General features: G+C 60.8%; 16 protein-coding genes. 8 read left to right on the top strand and 8 right to left on the bottom strand.

Features of this window, described 5'->3' with window-relative positions; genetic code table 11:
• Positions 1 to 2: 2 nt before the first annotated feature.
• The 5 genes from ACPF9B_RS03425 to ACPF9B_RS03405 all read right to left on the bottom strand — a co-directional run bounded on the left by ACPF9B_RS03425 (position 3) and on the right by ACPF9B_RS03405 (position 4,465).
• Positions 3 to 692, bottom strand: a complete 690-nt coding sequence (locus tag ACPF9B_RS03425) for a D-lyxose/D-mannose family sugar isomerase (protein WP_424180339.1) — start codon at positions 690 to 692, stop codon at positions 3 to 5.
• Between the two features lie 17 nt (positions 693 to 709).
• The gene (locus ACPF9B_RS03420) at positions 710 to 1,477 is read right to left on the bottom strand and encodes a gamma-glutamyl-gamma-aminobutyrate hydrolase family protein (protein WP_007205377.1); all 768 of its coding nucleotides are present in this window, start codon (positions 1,475 to 1,477) and stop codon (positions 710 to 712) included.
• Positions 1,478 to 1,617: 140 nt separating this feature from the next.
• Positions 1,618 to 2,046 carry a GlcG/HbpS family heme-binding protein gene (locus ACPF9B_RS03415; protein ID WP_007205378.1) on the bottom strand — a complete coding sequence of 143 codons (429 nt, stop codon included), beginning with the start codon at positions 2,044 to 2,046 and terminating at the stop codon, positions 1,618 to 1,620.
• Between the two features lie 28 nt (positions 2,047 to 2,074).
• Positions 2,075 to 4,222: a malate synthase G gene (locus ACPF9B_RS03410; protein ID WP_424179242.1), complete on the bottom strand. Its 2,148-nt coding sequence runs from the start codon at positions 4,220 to 4,222 to the stop codon at positions 2,075 to 2,077.
• Positions 4,223 to 4,321: 99 nt separating this feature from the next.
• A complete protein-coding gene (locus ACPF9B_RS03405) occupies positions 4,322 to 4,465 on the bottom strand; it encodes a DUF2256 domain-containing protein (RefSeq protein WP_081440123.1) in 144 nt (47 codons plus the stop codon).
• 167 nt (positions 4,466 to 4,632) lie between these two features.
• Here ACPF9B_RS03405 and ACPF9B_RS03400 point away from each other — a divergent pair, with 167 nt between their 5' ends.
• The 3 genes from ACPF9B_RS03400 (at position 4,633) to ACPF9B_RS03390 (ending at position 7,555) form a co-directional block, all read left to right on the top strand.
• Entirely contained in the window at positions 4,633 to 5,508 is an 876-nt protein-coding gene (locus ACPF9B_RS03400) for a 1-acyl-sn-glycerol-3-phosphate acyltransferase (RefSeq protein WP_007205382.1), read from the top strand.
• A 113-nt stretch (positions 5,509 to 5,621) separates the two neighbouring features.
• Positions 5,622 to 7,133: an Asp-tRNA(Asn)/Glu-tRNA(Gln) amidotransferase subunit GatB gene (gene gatB, locus ACPF9B_RS03395; protein ID WP_040483187.1), complete on the top strand. Its 1,512-nt coding sequence runs from the start codon at positions 5,622 to 5,624 to the stop codon at positions 7,131 to 7,133.
• A gap of 62 nt (positions 7,134 to 7,195) precedes the next feature.
• Complete coding sequence (locus ACPF9B_RS03390; protein WP_110549013.1) at positions 7,196 to 7,555, top strand: DUF4177 domain-containing protein; 360 nt, start codon at positions 7,196 to 7,198, stop codon at positions 7,553 to 7,555.
• Here the strand turns inward: ACPF9B_RS03390 and ACPF9B_RS03385 are convergent, their stop codons facing one another.
• Positions 7,556 to 7,807: a BolA family protein gene (locus ACPF9B_RS03385; RefSeq protein ID WP_300975755.1), complete on the bottom strand. Its 252-nt coding sequence runs from the start codon at positions 7,805 to 7,807 to the stop codon at positions 7,556 to 7,558.
• Positions 7,808 to 7,885: 78 nt separating this feature from the next.
• Here ACPF9B_RS03385 and ACPF9B_RS03380 point away from each other — a divergent pair, with 78 nt between their 5' ends.
• Together ACPF9B_RS03380 and cobS are read left to right on the top strand one after the other, a co-directional pair.
• The gene (locus ACPF9B_RS03380) at positions 7,886 to 8,521 is read left to right on the top strand and encodes a J domain-containing protein (RefSeq protein WP_007205386.1); all 636 of its coding nucleotides are present in this window, start codon (positions 7,886 to 7,888) and stop codon (positions 8,519 to 8,521) included.
• 120 nt (positions 8,522 to 8,641) lie between these two features.
• Positions 8,642 to 9,628 carry a cobaltochelatase subunit CobS gene (cobS, locus tag ACPF9B_RS03375; RefSeq protein WP_424179238.1) on the top strand — a complete coding sequence of 329 codons (987 nt, stop codon included), beginning with the start codon at positions 8,642 to 8,644 and terminating at the stop codon, positions 9,626 to 9,628.
• A gap of 46 nt (positions 9,629 to 9,674) precedes the next feature.
• Here cobS and ACPF9B_RS03370 read toward each other — a convergent pair whose 3' ends face one another.
• Complete coding sequence (locus tag ACPF9B_RS03370) at positions 9,675 to 10,259, bottom strand: NADPH-dependent FMN reductase (protein WP_007205388.1); 585 nt, start codon at positions 10,257 to 10,259, stop codon at positions 9,675 to 9,677.
• A gap of 149 nt (positions 10,260 to 10,408) precedes the next feature.
• Between ACPF9B_RS03370 and cobT the strand changes: the two genes are divergently transcribed.
• From cobT to ACPF9B_RS03355, 3 genes are all read left to right on the top strand, one after another.
• Positions 10,409 to 12,286 (top strand): cobaltochelatase subunit CobT, encoded by a 1,878-nt coding sequence (gene cobT / locus ACPF9B_RS03365; RefSeq protein ID WP_424180337.1) that lies wholly within the window; start codon positions 10,409 to 10,411, stop codon positions 12,284 to 12,286.
• 62 nt (positions 12,287 to 12,348) lie between these two features.
• The gene (locus ACPF9B_RS03360) at positions 12,349 to 14,127 is read left to right on the top strand and encodes an aminopeptidase P family protein (protein WP_424179235.1); all 1,779 of its coding nucleotides are present in this window, start codon (positions 12,349 to 12,351) and stop codon (positions 14,125 to 14,127) included.
• Between the two features lie 43 nt (positions 14,128 to 14,170).
• A complete protein-coding gene (locus ACPF9B_RS03355; RefSeq protein WP_007205391.1) occupies positions 14,171 to 14,512 on the top strand; it encodes a DUF427 domain-containing protein in 342 nt (113 codons plus the stop codon).
• On the opposite strand, the gene ACPF9B_RS03350 is transcribed toward ACPF9B_RS03355, so the two are convergent.
• The gene (locus ACPF9B_RS03350; RefSeq protein ID WP_424179233.1) at positions 14,509 to 16,179 is read right to left on the bottom strand and encodes a chloride channel protein; all 1,671 of its coding nucleotides are present in this window, start codon (positions 16,177 to 16,179) and stop codon (positions 14,509 to 14,511) included. The two genes, ACPF9B_RS03355 and ACPF9B_RS03350, sit on opposite strands and share 4 nt — an antisense overlap.
• Between the last annotated feature and the right edge of the window lie 54 nt (positions 16,180 to 16,233).

Raw genomic sequence — 16,233 nt, 5'->3', positions numbered from 1 at the left:
GGTCAGATCGCCAACCAATCGCGATAGTCGCTGACCAGCAGGTGGGTGGGGGCGACATCTTCCTCGATCTGCGCAAAACGGCCGATCGGCTCGCGGAAGATGTTGTCCGTCTCATCGTCGTTGACGGTCGACACCTCGCCGATCAGCACATCGCCCCCCTCGCCCCAAAAGGCGTGCCAGTCACCGGGCATCAATGTCACGCTTTCACCGGGGGCAAGGCGCAGCTTGTCTCCAGGGGCGAAAGCCCGCGTGATCCCGTCGCACCTGACCACGCCACCGACCGTTTCGTCGAACGCGCCGTCAGGGTCTGAGCCGTAAAGTTCCACCACCAGCGTCGCACCGCCACGGTTGATGATATCCTCGGCCTTGATGACATGGGTATGCATCGGCGACAGCTGGTCCTGTTTGGAAATCAACAGCTTTTCCGCATAACACATGCCGCCGCCGCGCCGCAGGTCGGCCAGCCGCCCATTGCGCAGGGTAAACAGGAACAGCCCCATTTGATCGTAACGCCCTGCGCCGTAATCGGTGATGTCCCAGCCGCAGCGCGCGTCAATGACAGCGCGGGCATCGCTGGCGCGGGCTTTGAACTGGTCGGGTGACCAATAGGCCCAAGGCGGCAGCGCAAAGCCGTGCGACCGGATCATCTGGTCGGCCTCGGCCATGATCGCATTGATGCGTGACCGTTTCATACAGGCAGGGTCATGCGTCATGATACCTTACGCAAGGCCCCTGCCGCCCAGTCACGGCAGGCATCACCAAAGGCGGTGAACAGCGGGCGCGACACCGGATCGGCATCGGCGTTCCATTCGGGATGCCATTGCACCGACATGGTGAAACCGGGGGCGTCGGCAATGTAAATCGCCTCTGGCGTGCCATCGGGGGCATGGCCATCGACGATAACGCGGGGGCCAGCCTGCTTGATACCTTGGCCATGCAGCGTGTTGGTCATCACGCTGGGCGCGCCCATCAGCTTGTGAAACACCCCACCGGGGCGAAAGGTGACGGTATGGCGCAGGGCAAATTTTTCCTCAAGTGACCCATCGGGGGGCATCCGGTGATTGTCGCGCCCCGGCAGATCGCGGATTTCAGGGAACAGCGTGCCGCCCATGGCGACGTTCACCTCTTGAAAGCCGCGGCAGATGCCAAGGATTGGCTGGCCGCGTGCCACGCAAGCGCGGATCAGCGGCAGGGTCAGTCGGTCACGGTCACGGTCGAATGTGCCATGGGCGGGGGTTTCTTGTTCGCCATATTCTTCGGGGTGGACGTTGGCGCGCGCGCCGGGGAAGACAAAACCGTCACAAATATCGAGCAAGGTATCAATACAGACCAGCCCCGGATGCGAGGGGACGATCAAGGGCTGGCAGCCCGACACCTCGGCCAAGGCTTGCGCATTCATGGTGCCGGCGGCATGGGCAGGATATTCGTCGTTGATCAGATAGCTGTTGCCGATAATTCCGATCACTGGCCGGCGCATGTCATTCTCCTGCAGATTTATCCGAACGATAGCCGTGGCAGGACCAAAGCGGAAGGGATGTCATGCGCACAAGGGGGCATGCGCTGGCGCACATGCCCGTCAATGCGGCATTTGCAGGGTCTGACGCGCGAAAATCGCGCTTAGGCTTCGCCGATCAGCCCCGCGGCCTCGATCCCTGCCATGGCGGCGATGACGTCATTGTCGGATGTGTCACCCGTCACGCCGACAGCACCGATCACGCCGCCCTTTTTGTCGCGCAGCAACACACCGCCCGGCACCGGCACGACCTGCCCGCCATAGACGCCGTTGATCGCGGCCATGAAATAGGCCTGGCTTTCCGCCCGCGCCATCTGTGCCTTGCCTGCCATGCCCAGCATGACGGACCCGTAAGCCTTGCCATGCGCAATGCCGAACCGGCCGGGCGATGCGCCGTCTTCACGCTCGAACGCCTTCACATGGCCGCCCGCGTCCAGCACGACAACAGACAGCGGTTTCAGCCCCAGTTCGCGGCCTGTCGCCAGCGCCTTGCGGATGATCATGCGGGCTTTGGTGATCGAAATATCTGACATTCTCGTCTCCTTATCAGGCGTCGCCGCCTTAGTGATTGCGTTGCGCTTTCAGTTCCAGACGCCGCCGGTGCAGCACGGGTTCGGTATAGCCGGACGGCTGTTCACGCCCCAGAAACACCAGATCGCAGGCCGCCTGAAAGGCGATGCCACTGAAATCGGGGGCCATCGGGCGATAGGCCGGATCACCCGCATTCTGGTCATCCACCACGCGGGCCATTTTCTGCATTGCCGCCATCACCTGATCGCGGCCGACCACGTCATGGTGCAGCCAATTGGCCAAGGCTTGCGACGAAATCCGGCAGGTAGCGCGGTCTTCCATCAAAGCCACGTTGTTGATGTCGGGCACTTTGGAACAGCCGACACCCTGATCGATCCAGCGCACCACATAGCCCAGGATACCTTGGGCGTTGTTTTCCACCTCGCGCATTTTCTGCGCATCGGTCCAGCGCTGATATTGTGCCAGCGGAATATCAAGGATCGAGGACACATAGGCCCGACGCCCGCCTTTGCGCAGACGTGCCTGCACCGCCATCACGTCGATCTTGTGGTAATGCAGCGCGTGCAATGTCGCGGCTGTCGGGCTTGGCACCCAGGCACAATTGGCACCCGATTGCGGATGGCCGATTTTCTGTTCCAGCATCGCGGCCATCAGGTCGGGCATCGCCCACATCCCCTTGCCGATCTGCGCGCGCCCCGAAAAGCCGCATTCCAGACCGATATCGACGTTCTGATCCTCGTAGGCGCCGATCCACTGCTTGCGCTTGATGAAATCCTTGCGGCTGAATGGCCCTGCTTCCATCGAAGTGTGGATTTCATCGCCGGTGCGGTCCAGAAAACCTGTGTTGATGAATGCGACACGGGATTTCGCGGCGCGGATACATTCCTTGAGGTTGACAGTCGTGCGCCGTTCCTCATCCATGATGCCGATCTTGACGGTGTTTCGCGGCAGGCCCAGCGCATCCTCGACCGCGGCAAAGATATCATTGGTAAAGGCGACCTCTTCAGGGCCGTGCATTTTGGGTTTGACCACATAGACAGACCCGCGCGCGGAATTGCCGCCCTCGTGTTTCAGGTCATGCAGCGCGATCAGCGTGGTGATCATCGCATCCATCAGACCTTCGAACACCTCTGCGCCATCCGCATCAAGGATCGCGGGGTTCGTCATCAGATGGCCAACGTTCCTGATCCACAAAAGCGCACGCCCTTTGAGCGTGACCTTGCCACCGGTGGCGGTCGTGTATTCACGGTCGGCGGCCAGTTTGCGGGTCATCGTCTTGCCGTTCTTGACCATCTCGGCGCTCAGATCGCCTTTCATCAAGCCAAGCCAGTTGCCGTAGGCCAAGACCTTATCTTCGGCATCGACGCAGGCGACGGAATCTTCGCAATCCATGATCGCGGAAACAGCACTTTCCAGCCGCACATCTGCCAGCAAAGCCTGATCGCGGCTGCCGATGGGATGGGCGCGGTCGAACACAAGTTCGACATGCAGCCCGTTGTTCACCAGCACCACCGCATCGGGCGCCTTGGCATTGCCGCGATAGCCGACGAATTTCGCAGGGTCGCGCAGGGGGGCATCATCGACCAACAATTGGCCGTCCTGCACATGATAGCGCGCGACATCGGCGTGGCTTTTGCCTTCGATCGGGAAAGCCTCGTCCAGAAACACGCGCACGCGGGCAACGACACGTGCGCCATGGCCACGGTCATAGCCGCCAGCGGGGGGCAGTATGCCCATCGCATCGGTGCCATAAAACGCGTCATAAAGACTGCCCCAACGCGCATTTGCCGCATTCAGCGCAAAACGGGCATTGGTGATCGGCACAACCAGCTGTGGCCCGGGAATCGTGGCAATTTCGGGGTCCACATTGGCGGTGTCGATTTCGAAATCATCGCCCTCGGGGACAAGATAGCCGATGTCCTTGAGAAAATGTTCATAGGCCACGCGGTCATGCGGTTTGCCGCGCTGGGCCACATGCCAAGCGTCGATGGCCGATTGCAGATCGTCACGTTTTTGCAGCAAGGCGCGGTTGCGCGGTGTCATCTTGGCCAGCAGCCCGGCAAAACCGGCCCAAAAAGCATCAGGGCTGATGCCGGTTCCCGGCAAGGCGCTTGTATCAATAAAGCTAGCCAATTCATTGGCGACCTGAAGCCCGTGTTTTGTGACGCGATCTGTCATGTCTGTTCTTCCTTATGTCCTTGGCATGCAGCGGCATACCTTTTCTTCGGGTCACGAATTAGAACACTAGTTTCCGATAGGCAACACGGGCGGGCAGATTCAATTGCGCGTCCCGCGGCACTTGTCCGAACAATACCGCACGGCATCCCAGACCTTCGCCCATTTCTTGCGCCAAGTGAAAGGCCTGCCGCAGGTGGCACAGGTTTTTTGGGGCAGGTCGGATTTTTTGCGCATTTTGGCCATGGCCGCCAGCTAGGTCAGCACAGGGTGAAATCCACAGGCAATCGTCAATATAGTCAGACGCGCGGAATCTCGCTTGTCTGAGGTTGTATAAAGCAGCCGGTTTGCAATCTATAGGAAAAAATCGTAATGTCGTGGAACCGTTACAAAATTCTGGTGTTTGATATCCTATGGAAGAGCGTATCACGCCATTGATAGCAGAACGTGCACCGTGGCTTTATGCGGACAGGCCCGGCACGGCCTATGTCCGGCGGGCGCTGCACACGATGCTGGGGTATGAAAAAACGCTCAAGATCGCCCGCAATCTCGAACATGCCGACCCCGCCCAGATCATGCGCGACATGGCAGACCGGCTGGCGCTGATGGTGTCCAGCAGGGGGTTTGGGCATCTGCCCGTACATGGCCCCGCGCTGATCGTGGCGAATCATCCCACGGGAATCGCGGATGGGATCATCCTGAACCACCTGATCGCGCGCAGCCGGCCTGACGCCTATTTCTTTGCCAACCGCGATATCCTGCGGGTGTTTCCGCAGATGGACAGCATGATCGCCCCCGTCGAATGGCGCAAACCATTGCGCAGCCATGCCAAGACCCGCGAAACCATGGCCTTTGTGCGCCAAGCGACCGAGGCAGGGCGGCTTGGCGTGATCTTTCCATCAGGACGGCTGGCCAAACGGCGCTGGCTGTCGCTGCATGAACGGCCATGGATGGCATCGGCGGCAATGCTGGCGCGTAAATTCGACCTGCCGGTGATTCCCGTGAACATTCAGGCCCGCAATTCGGCGCTGTTTTACCTGTTCGACCGCATCCACCCAACGCTGCGCGACATCACCCTGTTTCACGAGACGCTCAACAAAGACCGCCAGCCTTTCGTCGTGACCATGGGCGAGCCGATTTCCGCCGCGGCCATTCCGCGCGACCCCGAACAGGGCATCGCCCTGCTGCGCGCGGCCACGCTGGCCTTGGGCGGGGAACATGCACCAGTGGTCAATCTGATCGCCACAACGCGGCCCTGGCTGTCGAAAGGCGCGCCCAGCGCATCTTGAAGCGGGGGCCGCGTTCTTTTAAAGATCGCGCAAAGCTGCGCGGTTCGCTAAAGATCGCGCATACCTGCGCGTTTCGCTGTTGATCGTGCAGACCTGAACCAAGGATGCCCGCGATGCTTGACCTGACGTATGACGCCCCCACCCCCAAAGTGATTTCCGGTGCGACCGGCGATTGGGAATTGGTCATCGGGCTGGAAGTCCATGCACAGGTCGCCACCAACGCCAAATTGTTTTCCGGGGCCTCCACCTTGTTTGGGGCCGAACCCAACAGCAATGTGGCCTTTGTTGATGCTGGCATGCCCGGTATGTTGCCCGTGATCAACGAAGCCTGCGTGGCGCAGGCCGTGCGCACCGGGCTGGGGCTGAAGGCGCAGATCAACCTGACATCGGCCTTTGACCGCAAGAATTATTTCTATCCCGACCTGCCGCAGGGCTATCAGATCAGCCAGCTCTATCACCCTATCGTGGGCGAAGGCGAAGTGCTGGTCGAAATGGGCAATGGCACCGCGCGTCTGGTGCGGATCGAACGCATCCACCTTGAACAGGACGCGGGCAAGTCGATCCATGATATGGACCCTACGATGTCGTTTGTGGATCTCAACCGCACCGGTGTCGCGCTGATGGAAATCGTCAGCCGCCCCGATATTCGCGGGCCAGAAGAAGCGGCCGCCTATGTGCTCAAACTGCGCCAGATCATGCGGTATCTGGGCACCTGCGACGGCAATATGCAAAACGGCAACCTGCGCGCCGATGTGAACGTGTCGGTCTGCCGTCCGGGCGATTACGAACGCTATCAGGCGACACAGGATTTCAGCCACCTTGGCACGCGCTGCGAGATCAAGAACATGAACTCGATGCGATTCATCCAGATGGCCATTGATTTCGAGGCGCGTCGCCAGATTGCGCTGCTTGAGGATGGTAAATCGGTCACGCAGGAAACCCGTCTTTATGATCCGGACCGGAATGAAACCCGCTCGATGCGGTCCAAGGAAGAGGCGCATGATTACCGCTATTTCCCCGACCCGGACCTTTTGCCTTTGGAAATAGAACAAGCTTGGGTCGATGATATTGCGGCCCATTTGCCCGAATTGCCGGATACCAAAAAGGCACGGTTTATTGCCGATTACGGCCTGTCGGATTATGATGCTTCTGTGCTGACCGCCGAAGGTGAAAATGCGGCGTTTTTTGAAAAAGCCGCCGAAGGCCGCGATGGCAAACTGGCGGCGAATTGGGTGATTAACGAGTTGTTTGGCCGTCTGAAAAAGGACGACCGCGATATCGCCGACAGCCCGATTTCTGCGCAGCGGCTGGGCCAGATCATCGGGCTGATCAAATCCGACACGATTTCGGGCAAGATCGCCAAGGATGTGTTCGACATCGCCTATACCCAAGACCGTGACCCCGAAGAAATCGTTGCCACCGAAGGGATGACCCAAGTCACCGATACCGGCGCGATCGAAGAGGCGGTGGATGCGATCATCGCCGCCAATCCCGATCAGGTCGAAAAGGCCAAGGCCAATCCGAAACTGGCGGGCTGGTTCGTCGGTCAGGTGATGAAGGCCACAGGCGGCAAGGCCAATCCGGCCGCCGTCAACCAGATCGTCGCCGCGCGGTTGGGTCTTTAGGACGGTTGGACATCGGCGGCAGGCTTGGTATGGTCCGGCAGGTCGGTCCAAGGGAAAACGCGATGACATATGAATACAAGGTCGTACCGGCCCCCCTGCGCGGCACCAAGGCCCCCGGCGTCAAGACGAACGAGGATCGCTTTGCCCTGTCGCTGGAAACCGTGATGAATGATCTTGCCGCCGATGGCTGGGAATACCTGCGCGCCGACACCCTGCCCTGCGACCAGCGCGAAGGCTTGATGAGCCGGACGACGGTCTATCAGAACATGCTGGTGTTCCGCCGGACCAAGGTTGCCAACACCGCACCCAAGATGAAACAGCAACGCGCGGTGCCAACAATGACAGCCCCTGCCCCGCAGGTGCCGAAAAAACCCGTGACGCCAGACACCCGTACTGCGCCGGACGTGGCCGGGGGCGACTGATCAGCGCAGATCAATCGCCAGCGCGTGAATCCGTCCCATCAGGTCCGGACCAATGGCTGTATGGATCGCGCGGTGGCGCGCGATGCGCGACATATCGTCCAATGCGGCGGCCTTGATCACTACCCGCCAATGGCTTTCGCCTGACCCGTCGTCACCGGCATGGCCCGCGTGTTTGTGGCTTTCGTTGATCACATCGAGCATCTGGGGATCGAGCGTCATCAGTCTTGTATGAATTTCAGCCTGCAATGCCATTATTTTCCCTCTACCCTCTTCTCTCTGTCGCTCAGGGGTCTACAGTCTGTCGTCCGAGTCGGAAAGATGAGATGCACAATGAAAAAAGATGATCCCTTTGGTTTCGATATGTCTGTATCGGGATCCAAGAAAAAGAATCCACGCGGCCGGCGTGGCATGTCGGGGGCATCCGAAACTTCAACGCGTGTCTGCGATCACGACGGCTGCGAACTTGCCGCGCCATTCCGCGCGCCGAAATCACCCGATGTGCTGGATGATTATTTCTGGTTCTGTCAGGAACATGTCCGCGAATACAATCTGAAATGGAATTTCTTTGACACCACGTCAGAGGCCGAATTGGCCGCGCTGATGGACAAGGACCGCGTCTGGGACCGCCCGACAAAGCCGTTCAAACGCTCGGTCGAGGAACGTGCCTGGGCGCGTCTGGGCGTCGATGACCCGCATCAGGTGCTGGGGGCCAATGCCACCCGCAATCCGGGCCGTGGTGCCGCTGTCGGGCGCAAGCTGCCACCGACCGAACGGCGCGCCATCGACATTCTGGACGCCAAGGACAATTGGTCCAAGCCGCAAATCCGCAAAGCCTATAAGTCGCTGATCAAGGTGCTGCATCCCGATATGAACGGTGGCGACCGCAGCCAGGAAGAACAATTGTCCGAGGTCGTCTGGGCCTGGGACCAGATCAAGGTCAGCCGGAACTTTCGCGATACCGATTGATCTTGTGCTCGCAGCACCGGCGGGCCGCGCAATCCGGTCAGACGGGGTGGCGCTTGCTGCTGGCTGCGTTATGTTACACCCGACACCCGATTGCGACATCTTAACGAAAAGGCAAGGCACATGGCCGACGGCACCACAGACATGCACGCGAAACCGACCGAGGATATTTCGGTCAGGGACGTGTTTGGCATCGACAGCGACATGAAGATCAAGGGCTTCGCCGACCGCACCGACCGCGTGCCAGAGATCGACACCACTTATAAATTCGACCCCGACACGACTTTGGCAATCCTTGCTGGCTTTGGTTATAACCGGCGCGTGATGATCCAAGGCTATCACGGCACCGGCAAATCGACGCATATCGAACAGGTGGCGGCGCGGTTGAACTGGCCTGCGGTGCGGGTCAATCTTGACAGCCATATCAGCCGGATCGACCTGATCGGCAAAGACGCGATCAAGCTGCGCGACGGCGTGCAGGTCACCGAATTCCACGAAGGCATCCTGCCTTGGGCCTTGCGCAACCCTGTCGCCATCGTATTCGACGAATATGACGCGGGGCGCGCCGATGTGATGTTCGTGATCCAGCGCGTGCTGGAAACCGATGGCAAGCTGACGCTGATGGACCAGAACGAAATCATCACCCCCAACCCCTATTTCCGCCTGTTCGCAACGGCCAACACGGTCGGTCTGGGCGATACGACGGGGCTGTATCACGGCACCCAGCAGATCAACCAAGCGCAGATGGACCGCTGGTCGATGGTGGTGACACTGAACTATCTGTCGCATGACGCCGAGGCCGCGATCGTGCTGTCGAAATCACCGCATTACAACACCGATAAGGGTCGCCGTACGATCAGCCAGATGGTCACCGTCGCGGACCTGACGCGCACGGCATTCATGAATGGCGATCTCAGCACGGTGATGTCGCCGCGCACAGTGCTGGCATGGGCAGAAAACGCGCGGATTTTCAGCAATGTGGGCTATGCGTTCCGGCTGTCATTCCTGAACAAATGCGACGAACTGGAACGCCAGACGGTGGCGGAATTCTATCAGCGCTGTTTTGACGAAGAATTGCCGGAAAGTGCAGCGAGCTTGAGCCTGCGATAGTTTGCAGACGTAAGGTGGACTTAAGTCCACCTTACGTCATGGTCATTCAACCACGAGCGGCCTTGGTCGCATTCGCCCACCAGACGATATCGTCCAGCGTTGCATTGACCGAAGGCATCAGGTGATCGGCGATCGTGTCGATCTCTGCATTCGCACCCAAGGGATGCACGCCAAAGAAATCACCGCCGCCGATATGCACGGCGTTGCGGGTTGGCACCATTTGCAGTTCCACCGCGATATTGCGCAGATGTTCCAGCGCACGCGTGCCGCCAACCGACCCGTAAGCGATGGCCGACATCGGTTTGCGGTTCCATTCGTTATAGGCCTGATCCAGCGCGTTCTTCAGCGCGCCGGTGATCGAGCGGTTATATTCGGCGACAACAAAGATGTAGCCGTCGAATTCACCGATCTTTTGCTGCCATTTCACGGCGCGCGCGTCAGAGGATGGCATCCACAGGTTGCTGGCCATCTCGTCGAACAGCGGCAGGTCGAAATCGCGCAGATCGACCAGTTCAACATCCATGTCGTCACGAGCCTGCGCCTGTTTCAGCATCCAGGCGGCGGGTTTGTCGGCAAAGCGGGTAGCGCGGGTCGATCCGATGATCAGGGCGATCTTTGGTTTCGTGGTCATGTTGTCTCTCCAGACTTGTATGTGATGGGCCTTACATGCGGCAGGCCACGCTGTCTGGCTACAAGCGCCACGGCGCAGACCCTGTGCAAAAATACGCAGGGCGCGCAGCACCCCTTGCCCCTGCCCTGATCCGGTGGTTTATCTTTCGCATGCAAAAACCATCCGACAACCCCGCCGATCCGTTCAAAAAGGCCCTGGCCGAGGCGACCAAGGTCATGGCCAACGACCCCGAATTGTCGGTGACCTTTTCGGTCGATCCGTCCGGCCAGACGGCGGACAGCATGCGCCTGCCGCAGGTGTCGCGCCGCATGACCCGCGACGAGGTGTTGCTAGCGCGTGGCACGGCCGACAGTTTCGCGCTGCGCCACAGGTTCCACGATACCGCCACCGCCGCACGCTATATGCCGCAAGGCCAGATGGCGCGTGATCTTTATGACGCGATGGAAACCGCCCGGATCGAAGCCGTAGGCGCGCAATACATGCCCGGCACCGCGGGCAATATCGACGCCAAGATCGGCAATGATGCGCGGCGCAAAGGCTATGACCAGATCACCCAAGCCGCGGATGCGCCTTTGCCCATCGCAGCGGGCTATCTGATCCGGCATCTGGCGACCGGGCGCGCCCTGCCTGCGGGGGCGGATAATGTCATGCAACTCTGGCGCGGGTTCATCGAGGATCATTGCGGCGGCACGCTCGAAAACCTGAGCGCCACGCTGAACGACCAGAAAGAATTCGCCCGTTTTGCACGCCAGTTGATTGCCGATCTGGGCTATGGTGACCAGCTGGGCGATGATCCTGACCAGTTGGACGATGATCAGGATGACGCAGCCGAAGATGGCGGCGGTGATCAGAACGAACCTGACAGCACCGGCGACGACGAAGGCGACAGCGAAGAGGCCGAAGCCAGCCCCGAACAAAGCCAGCAAAGCCAGCAAGACGCCAAACAGGCGCAGGTCAGCATGGATGACCAGGCCGATGCCGAGATGGGCGAAGAGGTCGACATGCCCGAGGGCGAGGCCCCGATGGACCCGCCGCAGCCTGCCCCCGTGTCCGATGCCGACCCCGATTACAAGGTCGCCTATACCGCCTTTGACGAGGAAATCGGCGCGCAGGATCTGGCCGAGCCGGTGGAACTGGACCGCTTGCGCGCTTATCTGGACCAGCAGCTGGATCCGCTGAAAGGGGCGGTGTCGCGGCTGGCCAACAAGCTGCAGCGCCGGTTGCAGGCGCAGCAGAACCGGTCTTGGGAATTCGACCGCGAAGAAGGTATCCTCGATGCCGGACGGCTTGCGCGGGTTGTGGCCTCGCCCACCACACCGCTGAGTTTCAAGGTCGAAAAGGACACCGAATTCCGCGACACCGTGGTCACGCTATTGCTGGACAATTCCGGCTCGATGCGCGGCCGTCCGATTTCCATTGCTGCGATCTGCGCCGATGTGATGGCGCGCACGCTGGAACGCTGCGATGTGAAGGTCGAGATTCTGGGCTTTACCACCAAGGCATGGAAAGGCGGCCAAAGCCGCGAGAAATGGCTGGCCGATGGCCGCCCCGCCACCCCCGGCCGTCTGAACGATCTGCGCCATATCATCTATAAATCGGCCGATGCGCCGTGGCGGCGGACCCGCCCCAATCTGGGGTTGATGATGAAAGAAGGCTTGCTGAAGGAAAACATCGACGGCGAGGCGCTGGAATGGGCGCATCGCCGGATCACCGCGCGGCATGAGCAGCGCAAGGTCTTGATGGTGATTTCCGACGGCGCGCCGGTCGATGACAGCACCTTGTCGGTGAATCCGGCTAATTATCTCGAAAAGCATCTGCGCGACGTGATCGCGATGATCGAAAAGCGCCGCGCGGTCGAGCTGATCGCCATCGGGATCGGCCATGATGTGACCCGCTATTACGAACGCGCGGTCACCATTACCGATGTCGAGCAATTGGCAGGGGCAATGACAGAGCAGCTGGCCAGCTTGTTCGACAATGATCCGCGCAAAAGGGCGCGCGTCTTGGGAATGCGCAGGGTCGGCTGATCCGGTTTTTCAAACCGGAGGCCTTCGGCGAGAGTATTTTTGGAAAAGAGAAGGGGCGCGCGATGTTCCAGAGTTTCAAAGCCCAATCCAACCCTGACCAGGGGCCAGCGCGCCTGAATGATCTGCGGGCCGAGATGCTGGCGGCGGGGGTGGATGCCTTTGTCGTGCCACGCGCCGATGCGCATCAGGGCGAATATGTCGCCGCCCGCGATGCACGGCTGCGCTGGCTGACGGGGTTCTCCGGCTCAGCGGGGTTTTGCGTTGTCTTGCAAGACCGTGCAGGCGTGTTCATCGACGGGCGCTACCGCGTGCAGGTGTTGGCAGAGGTGGCGGATTGTTACGCACCGGTCCATTGGCCCGAGGTGCAACTGGCTGACTGGCTGAAAGAGGCGCGCCCTGCCGGCGGTGTGCTGGGCTATGATCCCTGGCTGCATAGTGTGGACGAGATCGCAAAGCTGCGCGCTGCCCTGCCTGCATTCGATCTGCGTGCGGGGGACAATCTGGTGGACCGGATCTGGCAGGACCAGCCTGCCCCGCCGGCTGCGCCTTTTGCGGTGCAGCCGCTGGATCTTGCTGGCGAGGATCATGCTGCCAAACGCGCGCGGCTGGCGGCGGCGCTGGGGGCGGATGCCTGCGTGCTGACCTTGCCTGATTCTATCGCCTGGCTGCTGAACATCCGTGGCAACGACATTCCGCGCAATCCGGTGCCGCAGGGTTTTGCCATTTTGTACCGCAACGGGGCTGTCAGCTTGTTCGCGGGGGCGGGCAAGGCGGACGGGATTGCCGATCATCTGGGACCAGACGTCAGCCTGCGCGATGTCGCGGATTTCCTGCCTGAATTGCAGGGGCTGACCGGCACCGTGCAGATCGACCCCAAGACCTGCCCCGATCTGGTGGCCAGCACGCTGGCTGTGGCAAGGCAGGTCCATGCGCCTGACCCCTGCATCCTGCCCAAGGCCTGCAAGAACGCTACCGAGATCGCGGGCGCGCGCGCCGCCCATGACCGCGATGCCGTGGCGATGGTGCGGTTTCTGGCATGGCTGGATACCACTGCCCCAACAGGCGGGTTAAGCGAGATTGACGTCGTGCGCGCGCTCGAAGCATTCCGCCGCGAGACCAATGCCCTGTGCGACATCAGTTTCGAGACGATCTGCGGGTCCGGCCCCAATGCCGCCATCGTGCATTACCGTGTCAGCGAGGCCAGCAACCGCCCGCTGGGGCAGGACGCCTTGTTGCTGGTGGACAGTGGCGGGCAATATCAGGACGGCACCACCGATATCACCCGCACCATCGCCATCGGCACGCCGACCGCGACGCACAGCACCTGTTACACCCGCGTCTTGCAGGGGATGATCGCGATCAGCCGTATCCGGTTTCCGCGTGGTGTGGGCGGGCAGCATCTGGATGCGCTGGCGCGCGCGCCTTTGTGGCTGGCGGGGATGGATTACGACCATGGCACCGGCCACGGTGTCGGCAGTTATCTGAGCGTGCATGAAGGCCCGCAGGGGATTTCGCGCCGGTCCGAGGTGGCCTTGCACGAGGGGATGATCCTGTCGAACGAACCGGGCTATTACCGCGCGGGCGATTTCGGCATCCGGATCGAGAACCTGATCGTCACGTGCAAGGCCCCGCCCCTGCAAGGTGGCGACGGGCGCGACATGCTGGCCTTTGAGACGCTGACGCATGTCCCGTTTGAGCGACACCTGATTGATGTGGATTTGTTGAGCGACGCAGAACGGGACTGGATTGATCGCTATCATGCCGATACGTTAACAAGTATTGGCCCGCGCGTTGATCAAGCTACATATGCATGGTTGGTCGCTGCTTGCGCCCCCCTATAATCCAGAATCTTGGAACCAGAAATCTTGACCCGAAGGATATTTCATGCCTGATCACATTACAATTCGCCCTGCGACGGGCACATGGGTCGTGCGCGCTGGTGGCGCTGTTCTGGGCGAATCCACCCAGGCGCTGGAACTGACCGAAGGCGATTATCCGCCTGTGATCTATTTCCCGCGCGCCGATATCGCCATGGCGTTTCTGGAACCGTCGGACACGACATCGACCTGCCCGCACAAGGGCGGTGCCACCTATTACGGGATCGCCGCGAAAAGCGGGCTGATCGCGGATGCGGTCTGGTCCTATGAAGACCCCAAACCTGCCGTGGCCGAGATCAAGGGCTATCTGGCGTTTTACAAAAGCAAGGTCACCGTCGAAGAAATCTAGGAATGTTCTTCGGCTGCTGTGTCCGATAGCGCGCGGTTCATCGCACGCAGGGCATCGAGCTGATACAGCACGCCCAGCACTGTGGGCGTGTCTGAACCTTTGTCCAAGAACACGATTGGCAAAAACGCCGCGCCGCTGCGATCGAACAGGGGCATCGCCTGTTCCAGCGTCGCTTTGCGGTCAAGAAAAAGTCCCTGCTGGATCAATGATTTGCAGGCATCATCTGGCGCGGGGCGCAGATGGGCTATGACGGGGATCGTGGCCAGCAGATAGGCCTGCGGCCCTGCCGCCAGATGCACGCCGCGCCGTTCCAGCTGGGTCAGGAAAAACGACCGGTCCACCAGCCGTGATGCCAAGGCGGTGGACAAAGACACCGCAACCATCACCGCCAGCCCGGTCTGCCAGTCGCCCGTCAGCTCGAACACGATCAGCGTCGTGGATATCGGCGCGCCCAGCACGGCGGCGGCCACCGCCCCCATGCCCGCCAGCGCATAAAGCGACCCTTCGCCCGACACATTCGGAAAGACCGCCGTCGCGATCAGCCCAAAGGCCAGCCCGGTCAGCGCCCCGATCATCAAGGATGGTGAAAACACGCCACCCCCCATCCGCCCGCCGATGGTGATCGCGACGGCCAGCACCTTGAGCGCGACAAGAACGATGGCCTCGTGCAGCAGCAGCGATCCGGTCAGCGCGGCGGTCGTGGTTTCATAGCCGACCCCGATGATATGCGGAAACCAGATCGCCAGCCCGCCCAGCATGGCCCCTGCCACCGCAGGCCGCAGATAGCGCGGCAGGCGGGTCAGGTTTTGCACAAAATTCGCAAAATCATCGGCCCAGAAGATGGATTTCATCAGCACCACCGCGACCAGCCCGCAGACCAGCCCCAACAGCAAAAAGGCCGGCAGTTCGACATAAAACGCCAGCGCATTCTGCACCGGTAGCACGAATTCGGCCACATCGCCAAATACCGTACGGTTGATGATCGTGCCAACCACCGACGCGATCACGATGGGTGCAAAGGCATGAACCGCAAAATGCCGCAGAACGACTTCCAGCGCGAACAAGGCCCCGGCGATCGGCGCGTTGAAACTGGCCGATACGGCGGCGGCGACGGCACAGCCCAGCAGATCGCGCCCCGTGATCCCGTTGGCCTTGATCCAGCGACACACGATGGTGGACAGCACGGCGGCCAGATGCACGACCGGGCCTTCGCGCCCGCTGGACCCGCCGGTGGACAAGGTGATCAGCGACGCGGCGGCCGAGGCCAGACCGCGCCGCACCTCGACCCGCCCGCGCGACAGTGCCGCGCCTTCAATGACATCCGCCACCGACCGCACACGGCCATCATCGGTGAAACGGTGCAGAATTACCCCAACGATCAACCCGCCGCAGATCGGCACGACCAGCACATGATACCACGCCAGACTGGCCGCCAGCGTCTGCAACATCACGACATCTTCGGTGCCGTAAACGGCAGATTGAATCACTGAAATCCCCAGCCGGAACAGCACCGCAGCCCCCGCCGCCGCGATGCCGATGACCAATGCGATAAACCAGAACTGAATCTGGGTCGGTCCATGGGTTTTCATCACCTGCAGCGCATCAAATCGGGCGCGCCGCAGATAGGCGGCACCTTTTTGCAGGGTCGATCTGACAGCTGCGCGCATCCGTCTCCGCCGTGATTGCACTCTGCCCGCAGGCCGGATGTGCGGGTGAGTGCC

The organism is Yoonia sp. TsM2_T14_4 (assembly GCF_049602355.1).
Taxonomy (GTDB): domain Bacteria; phylum Pseudomonadota; class Alphaproteobacteria; order Rhodobacterales; family Rhodobacteraceae; genus Yoonia; species Yoonia vestfoldensis_A.
This window is presented reverse-complemented; position numbering and strand designations above follow the sequence as displayed.

Bases quoted from the DNA above. Each gene is read 5' to 3' on its own strand.
- ACPF9B_RS03360 (WP_424179235.1), top strand. From the start codon at position 12,349: ATGTTCCAGAGTTTCAAAGCCCAATCCAACCCTGACCAGGGGCCAGCG.
- ACPF9B_RS03410 (WP_424179242.1), bottom strand. From the start codon at position 4,222: ATGACAGATCGCGTCACAAAACACGGGCTTCAGGTCGCCAATGAATTG.
- ACPF9B_RS03385 (WP_300975755.1), bottom strand. From the start codon at position 7,807: ATGGCATTGCAGGCTGAAATTCATACAAGACTGATGACGCTCGATCCC.
- ACPF9B_RS03350 (WP_424179233.1), bottom strand. From the start codon at position 16,179: ATGCGCGCAGCTGTCAGATCGACCCTGCAAAAAGGTGCCGCCTATCTG.
- ACPF9B_RS03405 (WP_081440123.1), bottom strand. From the start codon at position 4,465: ATGGCCAAAATGCGCAAAAAATCCGACCTGCCCCAAAAAACCTGTGCC.
- ACPF9B_RS03400 (WP_007205382.1), top strand. From the start codon at position 4,633: ATGGAAGAGCGTATCACGCCATTGATAGCAGAACGTGCACCGTGGCTT.
- ACPF9B_RS03355 (WP_007205391.1), top strand. From the start codon at position 14,171: ATGCCTGATCACATTACAATTCGCCCTGCGACGGGCACATGGGTCGTG.
- cobT (WP_424180337.1), top strand. From the start codon at position 10,409: ATGCAAAAACCATCCGACAACCCCGCCGATCCGTTCAAAAAGGCCCTG.
- ACPF9B_RS03425 (WP_424180339.1), bottom strand. From the start codon at position 692: ATGAAACGGTCACGCATCAATGCGATCATGGCCGAGGCCGACCAGATG.
- gatB (WP_040483187.1), top strand. From the start codon at position 5,622: ATGCTTGACCTGACGTATGACGCCCCCACCCCCAAAGTGATTTCCGGT.
- cobS (WP_424179238.1), top strand. From the start codon at position 8,642: ATGGCCGACGGCACCACAGACATGCACGCGAAACCGACCGAGGATATT.
- ACPF9B_RS03380 (WP_007205386.1), top strand. From the start codon at position 7,886: ATGAAAAAAGATGATCCCTTTGGTTTCGATATGTCTGTATCGGGATCC.
- ACPF9B_RS03390 (WP_110549013.1), top strand. From the start codon at position 7,196: ATGACATATGAATACAAGGTCGTACCGGCCCCCCTGCGCGGCACCAAG.
- ACPF9B_RS03415 (WP_007205378.1), bottom strand. From the start codon at position 2,046: ATGTCAGATATTTCGATCACCAAAGCCCGCATGATCATCCGCAAGGCG.
- ACPF9B_RS03420 (WP_007205377.1), bottom strand. From the start codon at position 1,477: ATGCGCCGGCCAGTGATCGGAATTATCGGCAACAGCTATCTGATCAAC.
- ACPF9B_RS03370 (WP_007205388.1), bottom strand. From the start codon at position 10,259: ATGACCACGAAACCAAAGATCGCCCTGATCATCGGATCGACCCGCGCT.